The following is a 17,294-nucleotide window of genomic DNA, read 5'->3' on the forward strand; positions in this document are numbered from 1 at the left end:
CGACGAATCGTCGGCGCGCATTAGATTTCGCGCCCGGCGCACCGTCCCTTAAGTACAGCCTGACTGCGCCAGCCCGATGGTATCGGGGCAAAACGCACGAGAGGACGTCTGAAATGTACAAGAACAAGCTCGACCTCACTGGCCGCCATGCGCTGGTCACGGGCGGTGGCCGTGGCATCGGCCTCGCTTGCGCCGAGGCGCTGGTGGAGTTCGGGGCCAAGGTGGTGATCGCCGATTTCGACATGAAGGTCGCCGAGGAGGGCCAGGCGGCCCTCGCCGCCAAGGGCTACACCACCGAGATCGTGCAGATGGACGTGACCAAGTCCGAACAGGTCACCCGGGTGGCCGACGACCTCGCAAGCCAGGGCCGCGGCGTCGAGATTCTCGTCAACAATGCCGGCATCGCCCGCTCGATGACCCCGGCCGAGACGGTGACAGACGAGCATTGGCTCAATGTCATCGACGTCAACCTCAACGGCGTGTTCTGGTGCTGCCGTGCCTTCGGCAAGCATATGCTGGCAGCAAGGAAGGGGTCGATCGTCAATATCGGTTCGATGTCGGGCTTCATCGTCAACAAGCCGCAGGAACAGTCCTATTACAATGCCTCCAAGGCCGGCGTTCACCATCTCACCAAGTCGCTGGCGGCCGAATGGGCTTCGCGTGGCGTGCGTGTGAACTCGGTGGCGCCCACCTACATCAACACCCCGCTCACCGCCTTCGCGGCGAATGATCCCAACAATGCGGACATGTTCAAGACCTGGCTCGAGATGACGCCGATGGGCCGCATGGGCGAAGTCGATGAAATCGCCTCCACCGTGCAGTTCCTGGCCTCGGACGCCGCCAGCCTGCTGACGGGTTCGATCGTACTTGCCGACGGCGGTTATACCTGCTGGTAAGCGAGCGCCCACGGAACGACAAAAAGCCCTCCATGGCAGACATGGAGGGCTTCTTTGAACGGCGAACCCGGAGGGCGATCACCGATCGCCCTCTTCCCGCCCGACAAACACAGCACTTGCAGCATGTCGATTGGTAATCGACACTCCCATGCTACGCCAGCTTACGAAGCAGCGCGGTTGTAGACATCCTCGAGGCGGATGATGTCGTCCTCGCCCAAATAGCTGCCGGTCTGCACCTCGATCAGTTCCAGGTCGATCTTGCCCGGATTCTCTAAGCGATGGGTGGCGCCGAGCGGGATGTAGATCGACTCGTTCTCATGCAGCGTCTTGACGTTGGTGTTGATGGTGACGGTCGCCACGCCGCGCACCACGATCCAGTGCTCGGAGCGATGGTGATGCTTCTGCAGCGAAAGCTGGCCGCCGGGCTTGACCATGATGCGCTTGACCTGGTGGCGCGAGCCGAGATCCAGCGACTGGTAGGAACCCCAGGGGCGGAAGGACTGCAGATGCTCCTGCGTGAGCTTGTTGTGCTTCTGCTTCAGCTTCTCGACCAACGCCTTGATCCCGGCGGCGTCATCGCGCCTGGCCACCAGCACCGCATCGCCGGTAGCGATCACGGCGAGGTCATCGAGACCGACGACGCAGACCACCGGTCGCTCTGAGGAGACCAGATTGTTGCGCGCATTGACGAAGACGCCCTCGCCCAGCCTGGCATTGCCGGCCTCGTCCTGCGGAGACAATTCGCGCACCGCGCTCCAGGAACCGACATCCGACCAGTCGAAGCTGGCGGGGACCACGGCGGCGACGTTGGTCTTCTCCATGACCGCATAGTCCACCGAACGCTTGTCGGCGTGGCTGAAGGCGGCAGCATCGAGACGGATGAAGCCGAGGTCGACCTTCGCTTTGGCGACGGCCTCCTTCACGGCTTCCACCGTACGCGGTTCGCGCTCGGCATATTCGGAAAGGAACTTGCCGGCCTGGTATAGGAAGTTGCCGGAATTCCACAGATAGCCTTCGCGGACATAGCGCGTGGCCGTCTCCGCATCCGGCTTTTCGACGAAGCGCTGCACATGCTGCACGCCGTCGGTGAGGGGCTCGCCCACTTCGATATAGCCGTAGCCGGTGGCCGGATGATCCGGCGTCACGCCGAAGGTCACGATGGCGTTCATCTCGGCGCCATTGCGCGCTGCAATGCAGGCGACGCGGAAGCCCTCGACGTCACGGACGCGATGATCGGCCGCGAGCGAGAGAACCGGTGTCTCGGCGCCATTGCGCTGGGCGATGTAGGCCGTGCCGGCGGCGATGGCCGGGCCGGAATCCCGAGCCTCGGGTTCGAGCAGGATATCAGCCTCGATGCCAACCGCCAGCAACTGGTCGGCTACCAGGAAGCGATGGTCCTGGTTGGTGACGATCACCGGACGGCCGAACAGGCTGACGTCGCTGACGCGGCGCACCGTCTCCTGGAAGGTGGAGAGATCACCGAAAAGCGGTAGGAACTGCTTGGGGCGGCTGGCGCGCGAAGCGGGCCAGAGACGGGTGCCGGAACCACCACAGACAATCAGGGGAACGATCAGGGAAGACATCATCCGCTCTTGCTTGGAGAAAAAGGGAGCCGTTTTGGCGCTTGCTATGCCATATCTATACCGCCGCGGACACGCAAATTTCAGGCCCGCTTTAGACTACCATACTCCCCTATTGGGATCTTGGTACGACAATTTCTAATGCTTCCGGATAAATTACTTAAGGTAATGTTTGAAATTCTGCCATAAATCAGGGCGATGCCTGCCTCGTTCAACGACGGGGAGACACCGCATGCATCCCGGTCTGGTTCTGATCGGTCTTTGGCTCGCCTGGGCGATATCCTGGGTCATTGCCGCGCGCTGGTCCAGCAAGGCCCTGCACGTGGAGGGTGGCCGGGCGGTCATGATCTACCGTCTGCTGATGCTGATCGGCGGCCTCATCCTTGCCGTACCGGCTCGCACCAGCTGGGCTGTGCATCTGTGGTGGCCCAGTTTCACCGGAGCGTGGCTGTGCGTTCTCGGCGCCTTTGCGGGCTTTGCCTTCTGCTGGTGGGCCCGTCTCCATCTCGGCTCGCTCTGGTCCGGCTCGGTCACCATCAAGGCCGATCATCATATCGTCGATACCGGCCCCTATGGCCTGGTGCGCCATCCCATCTATAGCGGCCTGATCGTGGCCCTGCTGGCGACCGCCCTGATCAAGGGCACGCTTGTGGGCCTGATTGGCGTCGCCGTGATCCTTGCCGGCATCGTGATGAAGGCGAGGCTGGAGGAAAACGTGCTGCGTGGTGACCTCGGTCCACAAGCCTATGACGCCTATGCCCGCCGCGTGCCGATGCTGGTGCCGTTCTGGCGATCGTGATTATCCCTGAGGCTCCTGTCATTGCGGTTAGCGCTGGAGCCGTTGCTATTATTCCGCCGCAGCCGCTAACCCGCGCTCGTCCTGGGCCGGCCCGTTGGGATCGCCGGGCGCGGTCTCCCAGCCGAGATCGGGGATGACGGCGATGCGCGCGCCGCGCATGTCGACCCGCGTCATCACGAAATCGGCGTTCTGCAGATGGCGGATCTGGCTGCGGGCGCGCCCACCCGAATGGCTGCCGCAGCGCCGTGCGATCTCGGCGTCGGGCGGACACGGTCGGCCCATCATCGCCGCGCCGGCAAGGATCAGGAAGACGGCCTGCAGGTCTGCGGGAACCAGCCGCGCCTGGTCGAGCGCGCGCTGCCATTCCTCGGTATCCACCGCCTCGGGATCGAGGTCGGCCCGGGCGGCGTTGAGCAGGAACTTGAATTGCGCCATGGCCGGCGGCGTGCCGCCGAGCCGCTCGATGCGGCAGCGCACGATGAAATCCTGGTAGAGCACCGCCTCGGTTCGGAAGGTCGCGTCCGGCTCCTGCAGGATGGCGAAGGCGATACGGGCAAAGGCACGTTGCAACTCGGCTGGCGGAATAGCGGGCGCAGCCTCCTCGCCGCCCCCCTCTGCCGGCTTGTCGCGCACAAGCTGTTCGAGAATTTCGGTGGTCGACAACGGCGCCGGCGTCGCCACCCGTCGTTCCGGACGGGGCCGCGGCGCAGCAACGGGCACGGGCGCCAGGATCAGGTCGCGCGCCGCATCGCCCGCTTCCGGCAGCGGCGTCAGCTTGGGTGTCGCCACGCGCGGACGCGTCTCCACCGGACCCACCTTGATCGGCAGGGGACGGCGTGACAAGGCCGGGCCGAGCGCCACGAACTGGCCGCGCTGCAACTCGCGGAAGGTCTCGGCCTGGCGGCGGTCGAGGCCGAGGAGATCGGCCGCGCGCGCCATGTCGATATCGAGAAAGGTGCGCCCCATCAGGAAGTTGGAGGCTTCGGCCGCGACATTCTTGGCGAGCTTGGCCAGGCGCTGCGTCGCGATGATGCCGGCAAGTCCTCGCTTGCGGCCGCGGCACATCAGGTTGGTCATGGCGCCCAGCGAGACCTTGCGCGCATCCTCCGACACCTCGCCCGAGGCAGCGGGGGCGAAGAGCTGGGCCTCATCCACCACCACCAGCATGGGGAACCAGTAATCGCGCTCGGCATCGAAGAGGGCGTTGAGGAAGGCTGCCGCCGCCTTCATCTGCATCTCGGCATCGAGACTCTCGAGCACCAGCACGGCGGAGACGCGGTGCTGGCGCACGCGCTGGGCGATGTGCTCGAGTTCGGCAAGGCTGCGCTCGCCGTCGATGACGACATGGCCATAGCGGTCGGACAGGCTGGCGAACTCGCCTTCGGGATCGATGATCACCTGCTGGACGTGCGGCGCGCTCTGTTCCAGCAGCCGGCGCAGGAGATGCGACTTGCCGGAGCCGGAATTGCCCTGCACCAACAGGCGCGTCGCCAGCAATTCCTCGACATCGAGCATTGCAGGCGCGCCGCCGGGCCCGGAGGCGGTGCCCATGTCGATTTCGATCTTCATTGCAAGCAGTGATTCCGGTTCAGCTCTCAGGCATACAATCTGAACACCTCCACCAACAACCCCCGCTGGGAAACGGCAGCGGATTTCCACATGCGCGGGCGGAGCAGGCGCGGCCCGTCGTGCCAATCCTGCAACGGAGGAGGAGAGTTTTCAGGGCGCTGAGGCACAATTAGCTGCGTGGAAAGAGCCCTCACTCCCCCGTCCGATACTCCGCTAGCCGCCGCTTCATGCGCTGGAAGCGGCGGACATGGGCTTCGTCGCGGCGCAACGCGACGGCGGTCGAGAGCACGTCGATCACCACCAGCGCCGCGATGCGCGAGATGGTCGGCGTGTAGATGTTGGTATTGTCGAGCGTCTCAACCAGCAACGTGACGTCGCAATGACTGGCGAGCGATGTCTCGAAACCGGTAATGCCGATCACCCTGGCGCCGTTCTCCTTGGCGGTTCGGGCGACATCGATGATGGAGCGGGTGCGGCCGGTGTTGGAAATGACCACCGCCACGTCACCGGGCTTCATCATCGAGGCCACCATGATCTGCTGGTGCGAGTCGAGTTGCGCGCCGCAGGGCACGCCGAAGAGCGGGAATTTCTGCTGGGCGTCGCGCGCCACGATGCCCGACGCGCCGAAGCCGAAGAACTCGATGTAGTTGGCCTGTTCGAGGATATTGATCGCCTGCTTCAGCGCCTCCTTGTCGAGATGGTGGCGCGCCCAGTCGAGGCTGGTGATGGTGTAGTCGAAGATTTTCTCGACCACGGCCTCCGGCGGATCGGTGTCGAGCAGCACCGAGTGGGTGGCCGGCGTGCCCAAAGCAAGGCTCTGGGCGAGGCGCAGCTTGAAATCCTGGAAACCGCTGCAGCCGATGGCCGTGCAGAAACGGATCACCGTGGGCTCGCTCACGCCAGCCGCAAGCGCGGTTTCCGCAACGGTGGCGTTGAGGATGCGATGGGGATCGGCCAGGATGAGATCGGCCACCTTGCGATCAGACTTGCGCAATTCACCGAGCATCACGCGGACGACTTCGAGCACATTCTGGATCGTGGCCCGGGGCGCAGGCTGGGAGGAGGCGGCAGAATACGGCGAGGCCATGGCTTTGGTCACCCTTCTTAGGTTCCCTCTCTTGGCGGGAGGGCTGAATCCGCAGCGTCATGCTGGATTCACAGCCTATACTCGATTCCTTCCCTGGCCCGAAGCAGCCTCGTCTTGCCGGCCATGGCGGCCGCCTTGGCATCGACGGCCTCGGGCGCTATCGTGTTGAAGGCGAACATGCCGTAATGATGCGCCAGAAGTATCGGGATGGCGCAGGCCGCGGCGACTCCGGCGGCTTCGTCCAGGGTGAAATTACCGGCAATGCCAGCCGAACGCAGCGCTTCCGACCTGCCATTCACCGGAAACAGCGCGATATCGGGCTTCAGAGCCTCGATCTCGGTTAGTTGTCCCTCGAAGGGGATGGTGTCGCCCGAATGGAAAATTCTGGCATCACCCAGCCTGAAGCCATAACCGAGGAAAAGGTGGTGGCCGTCCTCATCCTGCGTCAATTCCTCATGCGCCGCCCTCACGGCGGTGACTTCGGCGCCTTCGCCCAGGACAAGCGTCTCGCCGGCATCGATGCCGATGAAGCTGCCCGGCCCAAGACCGGTCTTCTCCTCGACGACCTTCAGTGAAGCCCTCGGCACCAGGATGCGGACGGCAGGAAAACGTTCGGCGATCGGGGCCAGCGTCGCGCCATCCATATGATCGGTATGGAAATGTGTGCAGGCCATGAAATCGATCGGCGGCAGGTCGGCGATCTCGATTGGCGGGGGCATCATGCGCTCATGCGAAAAGCCGCGATCGCGATATTTCCGCGCCAGCGAGTCCGACAGATAGGGATCGATGAGGAAGCGCATGCGGCCGGTATCGAACAGGAAGCCGGCCTGTCCGAGCCAGTAGAGCGAGACGCCCGTTCCGGGACGCCAAGCAGCGAGCTTGTGCGCCAGCGTCCCGGAAAACCGCAAGGCCGCGAAGGCCATCACCCCTCCCCCGGCCGCAAGGCATCCAACAGATTGGCGACGGCGACCTCCGTGGCCCGGTTGACGCTTTCCTGGGTGAAGCCGCCGATATGGCTGGTGGCGATCACCCGTGGATGAGCGGCGAGCAGGAGGCTCGTCGGCGGCTCGTCATCGAAGACGTCGGTGGCATAGCAGGCGAGACTGCCAGCATCGAGGGCAGCAAGCACCGCCACCTCGTCGATCAGCGTGGCACGTGCCGTGTTGATCAGGATCGCTCCGCTCGGCGTGGAGGCAAGCTCGGCGGCACCGACCAGCGGCCTGCCATCGATCGGCGCCGGGCAGTGCAGCGTAACGATATCGGACTGCGCCAAAATCTCCGGCACCTCGGCCCAGCGCAACGCGCGCTCCCCGACATTCACATTCGGACGGAGTGGATCGAAGGCGAGGATGCTGGCGCCGAGCGCGGCGGCAAGGCGCGCGACCTCCGCTCCGATCGCCCCACAGCCGATCACACCGACGGTACGGCCGCGAATTTCGGCGCCGAGGCGGCGCGGCCACTGGCCCTGCTTGATGCCGGCATCGCAGAGCGGGATCTGGCGCAATGCTGCGAACATCAGCCCGATGGCGAGTTCCGCCACCCCGGCTGCATTGGCGCCGGCGGCGATGCGCACCGCGATCCGGCGCTCCAGCAGCACCTCGATCGGCAGATTGTCGACGCCCGTGCCGTTCCGGCTGATCGCCCTGAGCCTGCCGGCAGCCTCGATCACGCGTGGCGAGATCTTCTCGACCCCCGCGAGCCAGCCGGTGACACCAGGCACCAGCGCCAGCAATTCGGCTTCTTCGGGCGACTTGCCGGGCGTCGGCATGACGATCTCATGGCCCTGGTCGCGCAACTGCTCGATGAGTGGATGGGGCGTCGATGTCAGCGAACGCGGCGTGACGAGGATGCGTTCCATCGCTCAGCCCTTCGCCGCCGCGATGGCGATCTCGCCGAGCTTGTCGAAATCCGGACCGGAGGTGGGAATGTCGATGTGGAAGACCTCGGCGATCACCTGGGTCCAGCCATGAATGAAATAGGTCCAGCCATCCTCGATCTGCAGGTGCCGGCGGGCCTGCTGCCGGCGGGCCTGGTCGAGGAAGACGAGGTCACCGCGATAGTTGAGGTCCCAGACGATGCCGTGGTCGGGGAAGACGACCGCGTTGGTCAGCGGCGAGCCTGGTGCATCCTTGCCGAGGCCGGTGGCATTGATCACAACCGAGCCCGACTTGAGCGCGGCGGTGACGGCATCATTGTCGGCAGGCGTGGGCGCCAAGACATAGTCGACCGGCACGGTAAGGCCGATCTCCCTGTGAATCCGCTCGATCTCATCGAGCCGGTGCTGGCTGCGATTGGAGACGATCATGCGGGAGGGCCGGTCGGCGCCGCGCTCCTGCCGGCCCATATGCCAGGTCAACGCGATGGTGGAGCCGCCGGCGCCAATCGAGAACAGCTCGGCCCCGGTCTCCTCGAAATGACCCTTGGCAATGAAACCGTCGAGCGAGAGGCCCGAGGAGATCGGATCCTTGGCATGACAGATCAGCTTTCCGTCCTGCTTGGAGATGCAGCTCGTCTCCTCCATGCGCAGCGCAAAGGTATCTGTTACCTCGAACATGTCGCGGCAGGCCTTGTAGAGATCGATCTTGTGGGTGGTGACCAGCGCACCCATCGATAGCGGATCGGCCTTGATGAAAGCCACCGCCTCGCGATAGGCGCCGGGATCGGCGTGGAGCGGAAAGTCGATGCCCTTGATCACCGCATCCTTGAGGCCGAGATGCTGAGCCCAGGCCGGGAAGACCCGCATGATCGAACTCTTGGTGGTGGTGACGCCGATGAAATAGAGCGTCGGCTGGGTGGCGGGCCGATAGGCGCTCATGCTTCACCTGCACGGATGGCCCTGGCGCGCTCGACCGCGGCCTTCGCCTTGGCGGTGATCTCAGCGAATCTGCCCTCGCGCATATCCTCGGGCCTGGCGATCCAGGTACCGCCGACCGCTGCGATGAAGCGGTGCCTAAGCCAATCGCCCATCGTCTCGAGGCTGACGCCGCCGGTTGGAATGAAACGCACGCCGAGATGGTTGAACGGCGCGGCGATGCCCTCCAGCGCCTTGGGGCCACCGGCGATGCCGGCGGGGAAGAATTTGCACAGGCGAAATCCCGCACGCGTCGCCAGCGTCAGGTCGGTCGGTGTCATGATGCCTGGGGCGAAGGGCAGGCCGATATGCCTCGCGGCCGCGGTGATCTCCGGGTCGAAGCCGGGCGAGAGCGCAAACTTCGCACCATTGTCCTTGCAGGCCTTGACGGATTCGAGATCGAGCACGGTGCCGGCGCCAGCCAGGAAATCGGGGCGCTTGTCCTTCAGGATGGCCAGCACTTCGGCCGCCGCCTTGGTTCGGAACGTAATCTCCGCGATCGGCAATCCGCCCTCCGCCAACGCATCGGCGAGCGCCAGGGCATGAGCGGGATCTTCGATCGCAATAACCGGCACGACGCCGATCTTCTCGATCGTTTCAAGGGGGTTGGCGGCCATGTCTCGATTCTCCCGGGGTTGGCGTGCGGGCAACCCCTACCACTAAAATTATGTAGCAATGCTACATATCAAGGTAAAAGATCGCAAGATATGGAATATATTTATTGCGATGCAGCATAAATATGCTCAATTTGCGGTTGACTGGCCTGAGCGTGCGTAGCATCACTCCGGAAATATGTCTTCCTTCCAGGCAGGATGCGCGCGTGAGCGAGAACGGAAAAGGCCAAGCGCCGAAAGATCAAGAATCGAAAGATCTGGCATGACCACCGATCTGATCCTTGCCATCGATGTCGGTACCGGCAGCGCCCGCGCGGCCCTGGTCGATGCGGGCAGCGGCGCCATTCTCGAAATCGCGGCGAGCGAATATGACCAGATCGTGCCGGCCTTCGGCTGGGCCGAACAGCGCCCGGCCGACTGGTGGACCGGCACGGTGACGGCTATCCGCACAGTCCTCAGCAGGCATGCCGATGTGAAGACCCGGATTGCCGCCGTCGCCGCCTGCGGCCAGATGCATGGCACGGTGCTGGTCGACAGCCGTGGCCGGCTCACTCGCGACACCGCTCCCCTGTGGAACGACAAGCGCACGGTCGGGCTGGTTGCCGAGTTCGAGCGTTCGAACCCGCCCTCTTCCTATCTCGCCGAGAGTGGCAATCCACCGACGCCGGCCTGGCCCGGCTTCAAGCTCGCCTGGCTGCGCGACAACGATCCTGAGGCCTATCAGGCGGCCGCCACTGCGCTGATGCCGAAGGACTACATCAATCTGCGCCTCACCGGCGAGATCGCCATGGACGAGGGCGATGCCTCCTGCAGCTTCCTGATGAACCCGCAGACGGGCCGATGGTCATCAGCCATGATAGAGCGCCTCGACCTCGACGCAGCCAAGCTGCCGCCGATCCGCTCGCCCCTCGATATTCTCGGCCATGTCACCGCCGAGGCAGCCCGGGAGACAGGCCTGCCCGAAGGCATTCCTGTCCTGGTGGGTGGCGCCGATTATCCAGTGGCTGTACTCGGTTCGGGCGTGGTGAGCCCCGGCACGGCCTCGGACGTGATGGGCACCTCCTCCATCATCACCCTGATCACGCCGCAGCCATTGCTCGATCCGGAGATCTGCAACGTGCGCACCGTCGAGGGCCATTGGGGACCTTTTACCCTGCTTGAAACCGGAGGCGACGCCATGCGATGGGCGCGGCGTGCCTTCCACGAAAAATCGCTCTCCTATGGCGACATCGTCGCCAAGGCGGCGGAGGCGCCGGCCGGCGCCGATGGCCTGTTCTTCCTGCCCTTCCTCGCCGGCGAGCGGCTCGGCGCCCACCGCAATGCGCGCGCCCAGTTCTTCGGCATCGGCGCCAAGCATGGCCTTGCCCATCTCCACCGCGCCACGCTGGAGGGCGTCGCCTTCGCGGTGAACCGGCATATCCGCGTGATGGAGGCGTCCACCGGCCAGAAGCTCGAACGCGTCGTCGCCTCCGGTGGCGGCGCCAGGACCGAGCTCTGGCTGAAGATCAAGGCGAGCGCCTACAACGTCCCCATCCTGGTGCCGCGGGAGACCGAATGCGGCATCGTCGGCTGCGCCGCCATGGCGGCGACCGCGCTCGGCGGTTTTGCGAAGGTTGAGGACGCCATCGCTCATTTCGTGCGCTACGAGCAGGAGATCCTGCCCGACCCGGCCTGGGCCGAGACCTACGCTCGCATGCAGCCTGTGTTCGACAAGCTCTACCGCCATTCGCAGGCGCTCTACGACGACCTCGACCGGTTGGAGCAGAAATGAGACCTCCGGCCTGTCACTATCGGACTGACAAAGGCCCCTCTGTCATCTCTGGCAAAACCGAACCGGCCCGAGACCGGTCTAAATGACAACTCCCAAGGAAATCCCCATGCAGGACATTCTCTCCGCCTTCCGTCCCGATCTCTTCGCCGGCAAGACCGTGGTGGTCTCGGGCGGCTCCAGCGGCATCGGCCTTGCCCTCGCGCAGGGCTTTGCCCGCCTTGGCGCGGAGGTAATCGCCACCGGCTCGACCAGCGCGCGTCTCGCCGCGGCAAAGGCCGCCAATGCGGAAAGCGGCATCCGCTTCGAGCAACTCGACGTGCGCGACAGGCAGGCCGTGGATGCCTTCTTCGCCGTCCTGCCCAAGCTCGACGTGCTGGTCAATTCCCAGGGCATCGCCCGCCCGGACGCGGAATGGACGGAAGAGACCTATCTCGAGGTCGTCGACGTCAACATGAACAGTGCCATGCGCCTCTCCATGGCCGCCCATCCGCTGCTGAAAAAGTCGCAGGGCGTGATTATCAATATCGCCTCGATGCTGAGCTACCTCGCCGATGACAGCGTTCCCGCCTACTGCGCCTCCAAGACGGGCATCATGGGTCTGACGCGGGCACTCGCTCATAAATTCGGCCCCGAAGGCATCCGCGTCAACGCCATCGCGCCTGGCTACCACAAGACGGACATGACCAAGGCCCTGTGGACCGATCCCGTGCCCGCCGAGAAGATCGCCAGGAAGTCCGCCCTCAAGCGCTGGGGCACGGTGGACGATCTCGTCGGCACAGCCATTTTCTTCGCTTCCCCCGCCTCGATGTTCGTGACAGCCACGACATTGCCCGTCGATGGTGGCTATGTTGTCGGCGGATTCTGACGAGGGAAGGAACCAGCCATGGATCTCGGGCTGCAGGACAAGGTAGCGGTCATCACGGGCGGGAGCGTGGGCATCGGCCTCGCCATCGCCGAGGGCCTGGCCGCCGAGGGCACCCATGTCGTGCTCGCCGCCCGGCAGGCCGAGCGCGTGACCGTCGAGGCCGAGCGCATCGAGACTGAGTTCGGTGTGCGTGCGCGCGGCGTCTCCTGCGATGTCGCCACCGTGGACGGGATCAGTGAGCTGGTGGATCAGACCAAGGCGGCCTTCGGCGGCGCCGACATCCTGATCAACAATGCCGGCACGGGATCCAACGAGACGATCATGGAGGCCCCGGACGAGAAATGGCAGGCCTACTGGGACCTGCATGTGATGGCGGCGGTGCGCCTTGCGCGCGGCTTCGTGCCGATGATGCGCCAGCGTGGCGGCGGGGTGATCCTGCACAATGCCTCGATCTGCGCCCTGCAGCCGCTTTGGTACGAGCCGATCTACAACGTCACCAAGGCGGCGCTGATGATGTTCTCCAAGACGCTGGCCGAGGAGGTGATCAAGGACAATATCCGCGTCAACACGGTCAATCCCGGCCTGGTACTGACGCCCGACTGGATCAAGACCGCCAAGCAGCTCACCGCCGGCAAGGGCGGCGACTGGCAGGGCTATCTCGATGGCGTCGCCCACGAGAACGCCTCGATCAAGCGCTTCTCCTCGCCGGAGGAAATGGCGAATTTCTTCGTCTTCCTGTGCTCGAACAAGGCGACCTATTCGGTGGGCTCGGCCTATTACGTCGACGGCGGCATGCTGAAGACGGTGTGAGCGAGAATGAATCGGACGGGATGAGGTGTGTATTATTCCGAAAGGCGCGACCCGAGCCTTCCCCCAATTGTGCCTCCTCCCCTCACTGCCTGTAACGTCCCGTCAAATCTCAGTGACTTCGCCTCCTGGTTGGTAGTCCGGCATCATTTCTGCGCTTTTCCTTAAGCAAAGCAGCGTTGAAATTTTCCGATATCCACCAGCAGGTCGTTTCGATTATGTCCTTGTCCCCTTCCCGTCGTCACATCCTTGCCCTCCTGGCCGGCGGTGCCGCATCGACCGCCCTGTCGCGCACCGCGCTGGCCAACGATCTTGGCCTCGGCCAGATGGAGATGAGGGAGGGGTATGATTCGATCGCCAGCCCGCTCGATGCGGCCGTAAGTTCCTCCCCGCTGCTTTCATCAGGCACGATCGAGGCAACGGAACGGGCTCTGGCGAAATACCAGGAACTCGCCGCGCAGGGCGGCTGGCCGCAGGTGGGCGGGAATGAGCGCCTGCAGCTCGGTGACGACAATGCCGACGTGGTGTCGTTGCGCGCCAGCGCCTCGTGAATTCCGGCGACCTCGCCCCCTCGCTTGGACGCTCGCCAGTGTTCGATTCCTATCTCGCCGGGGCCGTGAAGCGCTTCCAGGCCCGGCATGGCATCGAGGCCAGCGGCGTGGTTGGCGATACCTCGCGAGCTGCCCTCGCCATTCCCATCGACGTCCGCATCAAGCAGCTCCAGATGAACATCGTGCGCCTGCGTGAGATGGGCAATCTCGGCAGCCGCTACATCATGATGAACATCCCGGCGACCGAAGTGGAGGCCGTCAGCAACGGCGTGGTCGAACAGCGCCACAACACCGTGATCGGCAAGCCGGACCGCCCCTCACCGATCCTCTCCACCGTGGTGCAGAACGTCAACTTCAACCCGTTCTGGACGGTGCCGCTTTCCATCATCAAGAAAGACCTGATCCCGCTGATGCAGAAGGATCCGGGGTATCTGACCGAGCACCATATCCGTATCTACAACCCCCAGGGCCAGGAGATCCAGGCGAGCCAGATCGACTGGAATACGGACGAGGCGACCCGCATGCGCTTCACCCAGGATCCCGGCTTTGACAATTCCCTCGGCCAGGTGCGCATCAACATCGCCAACCAGTACGGCGTCTACATGCACGATACGCCGGAAAAGTCGGTGTTCGGCTCCGAGTACCATTTCGATTCTTCCGGCTGCGCCCGCGTGCAGGATGTGCGGGACCTCTGCGCCTGGATCCTGCAGGGCACCGAATATACCCGCGACCGCATCGACGAGGTGATCCGCTCCGGCGCCCGCATCACGGCAATGCCGACGGCCAAGGTGCCGGTATTCTGGGTCTACGTTACCGCCTGGGCGACGCCGGAGGGCCTCGTCGAGTTCCGCGACGACGTCTACAACAAGGACGGCTATGCGAACCTGGCCGTGGTGACGAACGAAGACAACGGCTGAAACCGGCATATCTGCGCGTCGACGGGCGCCGTCATTCCGACTGCAGCGAATCCTCACAAGCTTTGCTTGTGAGTGGGAACGCCGGAATCCATGAACACGGCGCTCCCAGGATGGGGTCCGTGATTTCCGGTTTTGGAATCGCCAAGAATCGCAAAGTCGCGTTAAAACAAGGAGTTAGAGCGATTTGCTTTAGCGAATAGCAAACCGCCCGGCCTTTGCGGGCCGGGCGGCTGTTCAGCCTGCCGACGAGGCGGCAGAACTCACTGGCAGGGCGGCAGGCCCGGACGGCCGCAGGGGCGTCCGGCAGGCGCAGCGGGAGCACGCGGCTGTGGCTGTGGCTGCGGACGGACCTGCGGCTGCGGGCGCATCTGCTGTTGAGGTTGCGGCCTGACCTGCATCTGGGGCTGCGGGCGCGGCTGGAACTGCGGCTGAGGACGCGGCTGGAACTGCGGCTGAGGACGCGGCTGGAACTGCGGCTGAGGACGCGGCTGCTGTTGCGGTTGCGGCCTCACCTGCATCTGGGGCTGAGGACGCGGCTGGAACTGCGGCTGCGGGCGCAGCTGCTGGCGAGGCGTCTGCTCGCCCCCCGGAGGTTGGAACTGCATCCGCGGCCTCTGGCCGCTCTGCGGGTTGAAGCGCTGCGGAGGATTGTTCGTCTGCGGCTGGCCGCCCTGCGGCGGCGCCGCCTGGTTGAAGCGCTTGGCCCGCGGCAATGGCTGCTGACCGCCTTGTGGCGTGACACCCGGCTCCAGGGCGGGCTGACCCGGCACGGGCGGCTGCCGGCCGCCAGGCTGGACAGGCGTCGCAGGCAGCGGTTGCCCGGATCCGGCGCCACCCGGCGCACCCGGTTGCTGGCCGGGCAGGCGCCTACGGCCGGCTTGTGGCTTGCCTGGAGTTATACCGGGCACAGGCTGACCCACACCTGGCACAGGCTGACCCACACCGGGTACAGGCTGGCCGGTCTGCACATTCGGCTGGACCTGCCCGCCTTGCAGGGGTGCGTTGCCTCGCTGCTTGCGGAAACGGAGGTTTCCCTTCTGCCCCGGCTGGCCGGCAACTCCAGGCGCGACCCCGGCACCCGGCTGGTTGAGCTGGTTCGGCTGATTCTGCTGCCCCGGCAGGAAGGTGCCGGGCTGGTTCTGGTTGCTCGGCTGCAGGCCGGGCTGGATCTTTCCGCCCGGCTGCTGGCCGGGAATGACGCCGGGCTGTGGCAAAGGCTGACGACCCTTGTTGAGCGGCAGGGGCTGACCGTTCATGCCGGGAAGGGTCTGGGCCGGTGGCAAACGCCCCGGCTGCGGCGCGACACCGGGCAGCACGGGAGCGCCACCGACGCCGGGCTGCCCCTGCGCCGGCGGACGGTTCGCGCGGTTGCGCAGGAACAGCGGCAGGGCAACGGCAGCGGCGCCGGCGCCGATGGCAAGCGCTGCTCCCGCCTTCTCGCCGGGCGTCAGGCCCTCCTGCCGCGGCGCTTCGTTGATCCGTTCATTGATCACCCGCGCATCGTGGATGTTGTTGAAGATGAAATTCTGTGGTGGCGGCTCGACATAGCGCGGCGGCCTCACCCAGTCCGGCACCGCAACGAAGGGGGGCGTCGGCAGGAGATAGGGATCAGGCGGCGGTGGCGGCGGCGCCAGCACGATGAACTCGCGCGGTGGGGGCGGCAGGAAGATGATCGGCGGCGGAGGCGGCGGAGGCAGGTCGAAATCAGGATCCGAGAAAATGAAGACGGGGCGATCGACATAGACGATCTCGTCCTCTTCCGGCGGCGGCACGTCGTAGTCGATCACGTCGAAGGTGGGCGGCGGCTCGAGTGCGGCCGAGAGATAGTCGAGGCGGCGACGCGCATCCCAGGCATGTGGCCCCCGCCGATAGCGTCTGAGGTAGGACCAGTAGGCATTGGGCGTGTCGCGCGTCCAGGTCTCGCGCCAGGTAATGGCCTCGCGGCGGGCTGCGATGATGGCACGCACGCGCTTGGCCATCGGATCGCGAGGATAGGCGGTGATGAAATCCTGATAGGCCGGCAGGGTGTCGCGGGCCACGGCGGCGGCATAGGCATCGCGCGCATCGAAGTCGGCAATGTGCTTGGACTGCAGCGACTTGTCCCCATAATAGGTCGCCTGAGGCGGCGGTGCGCCTTGCCCACGATCGAAGAACACGAAGGGCTCGCTGATACGCGAGACGCTCCAGGGCAGCATGCCGCCCTGCGTCTGCTCATTGACGCGCAGGCGCACGCGGTCGAACACATCGGCAACCGGGAGGCCGCCGACCCGTATTGTCTCGGCGAGAGCCTGGGCATAGGCGCCATAGGGTCCCTGCTCCTGCGGCGCCACCGTGCCGGGCGCCGCGTTGAAGGCGACGAGCGAATTGGGGTTGGCGTCCATCAGCGCGAGGCCACCGGCAAGAGGCTGGTCGCCCTGGGCAAATTTATTGGCGCGGGCGGCATCGATGACGACCATGTCCGCCCTGAGATGCAGCCCGGCCAAAGGCTGGATCAAATCGGAAAGTCGGACGGCCTCGGAGGGAATGGCAGCCGGCGTCGCGAGCTTCGCCTCGACGGGCACGAAGTAGTTCTGCCCCTCGAGCTGGACGCCATAGCCGGCGAGATAGACGAAGGCGACGGTATCGGGGCCGGACTGCCCGGCCTTGTCGAGGAAGTCGCGGAAGGCGTGTCGCAGGGCATCCTGGTCCAGGTCGCGGGCGCCGACAACGTCGAATCCGGCCGCCTGCAGAGTCTGGGCGATCAGGCCGGCATCATTAGCGGTCGTTGGCAAGGTGCCACCCGCATAGGACGAATTGCCGATGACCAGCGCAATGCGCTTTTCCTGTTGCGATTGGGGCGATGGCGCCTGGGCATCCTGGGCCCAGGCCGGCGGAAGCAGCATCGTCACCACCATCAGAACAAGCAACGTTCCGATGGCAGTCCTCATCCTTGAGATCATATCCTGGCCCTCGTTTTCTTACCGGGCTCGCCTGCGCGCAGGTGGCAC

General features: G+C 64.9%; 15 protein-coding genes. 7 read left to right on the forward strand and 8 right to left on the reverse strand.

Features of this window, described 5'->3' with window-relative positions; all coding sequences use genetic code 11:
• Positions 1-113 precede the first annotated feature (113 nt).
• Positions 114-896 carry an SDR family NAD(P)-dependent oxidoreductase gene (locus ACMDCR_RS25170; RefSeq protein ID WP_413989245.1) on the forward strand — a complete coding sequence of 261 codons (783 nt, stop codon included), beginning with the start codon at positions 114-116 and terminating at the stop codon, positions 894-896.
• Positions 897-1,057: 161 nt separating this feature from the next.
• On the opposite strand, the gene ACMDCR_RS25175 is transcribed toward ACMDCR_RS25170, so the two are convergent.
• Complete coding sequence (locus ACMDCR_RS25175; RefSeq protein ID WP_413993717.1) at positions 1,058-2,479, reverse strand: mannose-1-phosphate guanylyltransferase/mannose-6-phosphate isomerase; 1,422 nt, start codon at positions 2,477-2,479, stop codon at positions 1,058-1,060.
• 229 nt (positions 2,480-2,708) lie between these two features.
• On the opposite strand from ACMDCR_RS25175, the gene ACMDCR_RS25180 reads away from it, so the two are divergent.
• On the forward strand, positions 2,709-3,275 hold the full coding sequence (locus ACMDCR_RS25180; RefSeq protein ID WP_413989246.1) for a methyltransferase family protein: 567 nt from the start codon (positions 2,709-2,711) through the stop codon (positions 3,273-3,275).
• Positions 3,276-3,323: 48 nt separating this feature from the next.
• On the opposite strand, the gene ACMDCR_RS25185 is transcribed toward ACMDCR_RS25180, so the two are convergent.
• The 6 genes from ACMDCR_RS25185 to ACMDCR_RS25210 all read right to left on the reverse strand — a co-directional run bounded on the left by ACMDCR_RS25185 (position 3,324) and on the right by ACMDCR_RS25210 (position 9,399).
• Complete coding sequence (locus ACMDCR_RS25185; RefSeq protein WP_413989247.1) at positions 3,324-4,844, reverse strand: helicase HerA domain-containing protein; 1,521 nt, start codon at positions 4,842-4,844, stop codon at positions 3,324-3,326.
• Positions 4,845-5,034: 190 nt separating this feature from the next.
• Positions 5,035-5,931: an SIS domain-containing protein gene (locus ACMDCR_RS25190; protein WP_413989248.1), complete on the reverse strand. Its 897-nt coding sequence runs from the start codon at positions 5,929-5,931 to the stop codon at positions 5,035-5,037.
• Between the two features lie 68 nt (positions 5,932-5,999).
• Positions 6,000-6,854, reverse strand: a complete 855-nt coding sequence (locus ACMDCR_RS25195) for an MBL fold metallo-hydrolase (RefSeq protein ID WP_413989249.1) — start codon at positions 6,852-6,854, stop codon at positions 6,000-6,002.
• Positions 6,854-7,789, reverse strand: coding sequence for an NAD(P)-dependent oxidoreductase (locus ACMDCR_RS25200; protein ID WP_413989250.1), 936 nt, complete (start codon positions 7,787-7,789; stop codon positions 6,854-6,856). The genes ACMDCR_RS25195 and ACMDCR_RS25200 overlap by 1 nt, the downstream gene beginning before the upstream one ends.
• A 3-nt stretch (positions 7,790-7,792) precedes the next feature.
• Positions 7,793-8,746: a shikimate dehydrogenase family protein gene (locus ACMDCR_RS25205; protein ID WP_413989251.1), complete on the reverse strand. Its 954-nt coding sequence runs from the start codon at positions 8,744-8,746 to the stop codon at positions 7,793-7,795.
• The gene (locus ACMDCR_RS25210; protein ID WP_413989252.1) at positions 8,743-9,399 is read right to left on the reverse strand and encodes a bifunctional 4-hydroxy-2-oxoglutarate aldolase/2-dehydro-3-deoxy-phosphogluconate aldolase; all 657 of its coding nucleotides are present in this window, start codon (positions 9,397-9,399) and stop codon (positions 8,743-8,745) included. Before ACMDCR_RS25210 ends, ACMDCR_RS25205 begins: the two co-directional genes overlap by 4 nt.
• Positions 9,400-9,658: 259 nt before the next feature.
• On the opposite strand from ACMDCR_RS25210, the gene ACMDCR_RS25215 reads away from it, so the two are divergent.
• From ACMDCR_RS25215 to ACMDCR_RS25235, 5 genes are all read left to right on the forward strand, one after another.
• Complete coding sequence (locus ACMDCR_RS25215; RefSeq protein WP_413989253.1) at positions 9,659-11,167, forward strand: xylulokinase; 1,509 nt, start codon at positions 9,659-9,661, stop codon at positions 11,165-11,167.
• 106 nt (positions 11,168-11,273) lie between these two features.
• Positions 11,274-12,032 (forward strand): SDR family NAD(P)-dependent oxidoreductase, encoded by a 759-nt coding sequence (locus ACMDCR_RS25220; protein WP_413989254.1) that lies wholly within the window; start codon positions 11,274-11,276, stop codon positions 12,030-12,032.
• Between the two features lie 18 nt (positions 12,033-12,050).
• The gene (locus ACMDCR_RS25225) at positions 12,051-12,842 is read left to right on the forward strand and encodes an SDR family NAD(P)-dependent oxidoreductase (RefSeq protein ID WP_413989255.1); all 792 of its coding nucleotides are present in this window, start codon (positions 12,051-12,053) and stop codon (positions 12,840-12,842) included.
• Between the two features lie 221 nt (positions 12,843-13,063).
• Complete coding sequence (locus ACMDCR_RS25230) at positions 13,064-13,390, forward strand: hypothetical protein (RefSeq protein WP_413989256.1); 327 nt, start codon at positions 13,064-13,066, stop codon at positions 13,388-13,390.
• Positions 13,387-14,307 carry a L,D-transpeptidase family protein gene (locus ACMDCR_RS25235; protein ID WP_413989257.1) on the forward strand — a complete coding sequence of 307 codons (921 nt, stop codon included), beginning with the start codon at positions 13,387-13,389 and terminating at the stop codon, positions 14,305-14,307. The genes ACMDCR_RS25230 and ACMDCR_RS25235 overlap by 4 nt, the downstream gene beginning before the upstream one ends.
• Positions 14,308-14,567: 260 nt before the next feature.
• Here the strand turns inward: ACMDCR_RS25235 and ACMDCR_RS25240 are convergent, their stop codons facing one another.
• Positions 14,568-17,234: a caspase family protein gene (locus ACMDCR_RS25240; RefSeq protein ID WP_413989258.1), complete on the reverse strand. Its 2,667-nt coding sequence runs from the start codon at positions 17,232-17,234 to the stop codon at positions 14,568-14,570.
• Positions 17,235-17,294: the final 60 nt, after the last annotated feature.

It is taken from the genome of Labrys okinawensis (genome assembly GCF_047345005.1).
GTDB classification, from domain to species: domain Bacteria; phylum Pseudomonadota; class Alphaproteobacteria; order Rhizobiales; family Labraceae; genus Labrys; species Labrys okinawensis.

What these genes read in the sequence shown, in the direction of transcription:
- ACMDCR_RS25170 (WP_413989245.1), top strand. Translation starts at nt 114, where the DNA reads ATGTACAAGAACAAGCTCGACCTCACTGGCCGCCATGCGCTGGTCACG.
- ACMDCR_RS25210 (WP_413989252.1), bottom strand. Translation starts at nt 9,399, where the DNA reads ATGGCCGCCAACCCCCTTGAAACGATCGAGAAGATCGGCGTCGTGCCG.
- ACMDCR_RS25200 (WP_413989250.1), bottom strand. Translation starts at nt 7,789, where the DNA reads ATGGAACGCATCCTCGTCACGCCGCGTTCGCTGACATCGACGCCCCAT.
- ACMDCR_RS25240 (WP_413989258.1), bottom strand. Translation starts at nt 17,234, where the DNA reads ATGAGGACTGCCATCGGAACGTTGCTTGTTCTGATGGTGGTGACGATG.
- ACMDCR_RS25225 (WP_413989255.1), top strand. Translation starts at nt 12,051, where the DNA reads ATGGATCTCGGGCTGCAGGACAAGGTAGCGGTCATCACGGGCGGGAGC.
- ACMDCR_RS25185 (WP_413989247.1), bottom strand. Translation starts at nt 4,844, where the DNA reads ATGAAGATCGAAATCGACATGGGCACCGCCTCCGGGCCCGGCGGCGCG.
- ACMDCR_RS25195 (WP_413989249.1), bottom strand. Translation starts at nt 6,854, where the DNA reads ATGGCCTTCGCGGCCTTGCGGTTTTCCGGGACGCTGGCGCACAAGCTC.
- ACMDCR_RS25215 (WP_413989253.1), top strand. Translation starts at nt 9,659, where the DNA reads ATGACCACCGATCTGATCCTTGCCATCGATGTCGGTACCGGCAGCGCC.
- ACMDCR_RS25180 (WP_413989246.1), top strand. Translation starts at nt 2,709, where the DNA reads ATGCATCCCGGTCTGGTTCTGATCGGTCTTTGGCTCGCCTGGGCGATA.
- ACMDCR_RS25220 (WP_413989254.1), top strand. Translation starts at nt 11,274, where the DNA reads ATGCAGGACATTCTCTCCGCCTTCCGTCCCGATCTCTTCGCCGGCAAG.
- ACMDCR_RS25205 (WP_413989251.1), bottom strand. Translation starts at nt 8,746, where the DNA reads ATGAGCGCCTATCGGCCCGCCACCCAGCCGACGCTCTATTTCATCGGC.
- ACMDCR_RS25175 (WP_413993717.1), bottom strand. Translation starts at nt 2,479, where the DNA reads ATGTCTTCCCTGATCGTTCCCCTGATTGTCTGTGGTGGTTCCGGCACC.
- ACMDCR_RS25190 (WP_413989248.1), bottom strand. Translation starts at nt 5,931, where the DNA reads ATGGCCTCGCCGTATTCTGCCGCCTCCTCCCAGCCTGCGCCCCGGGCC.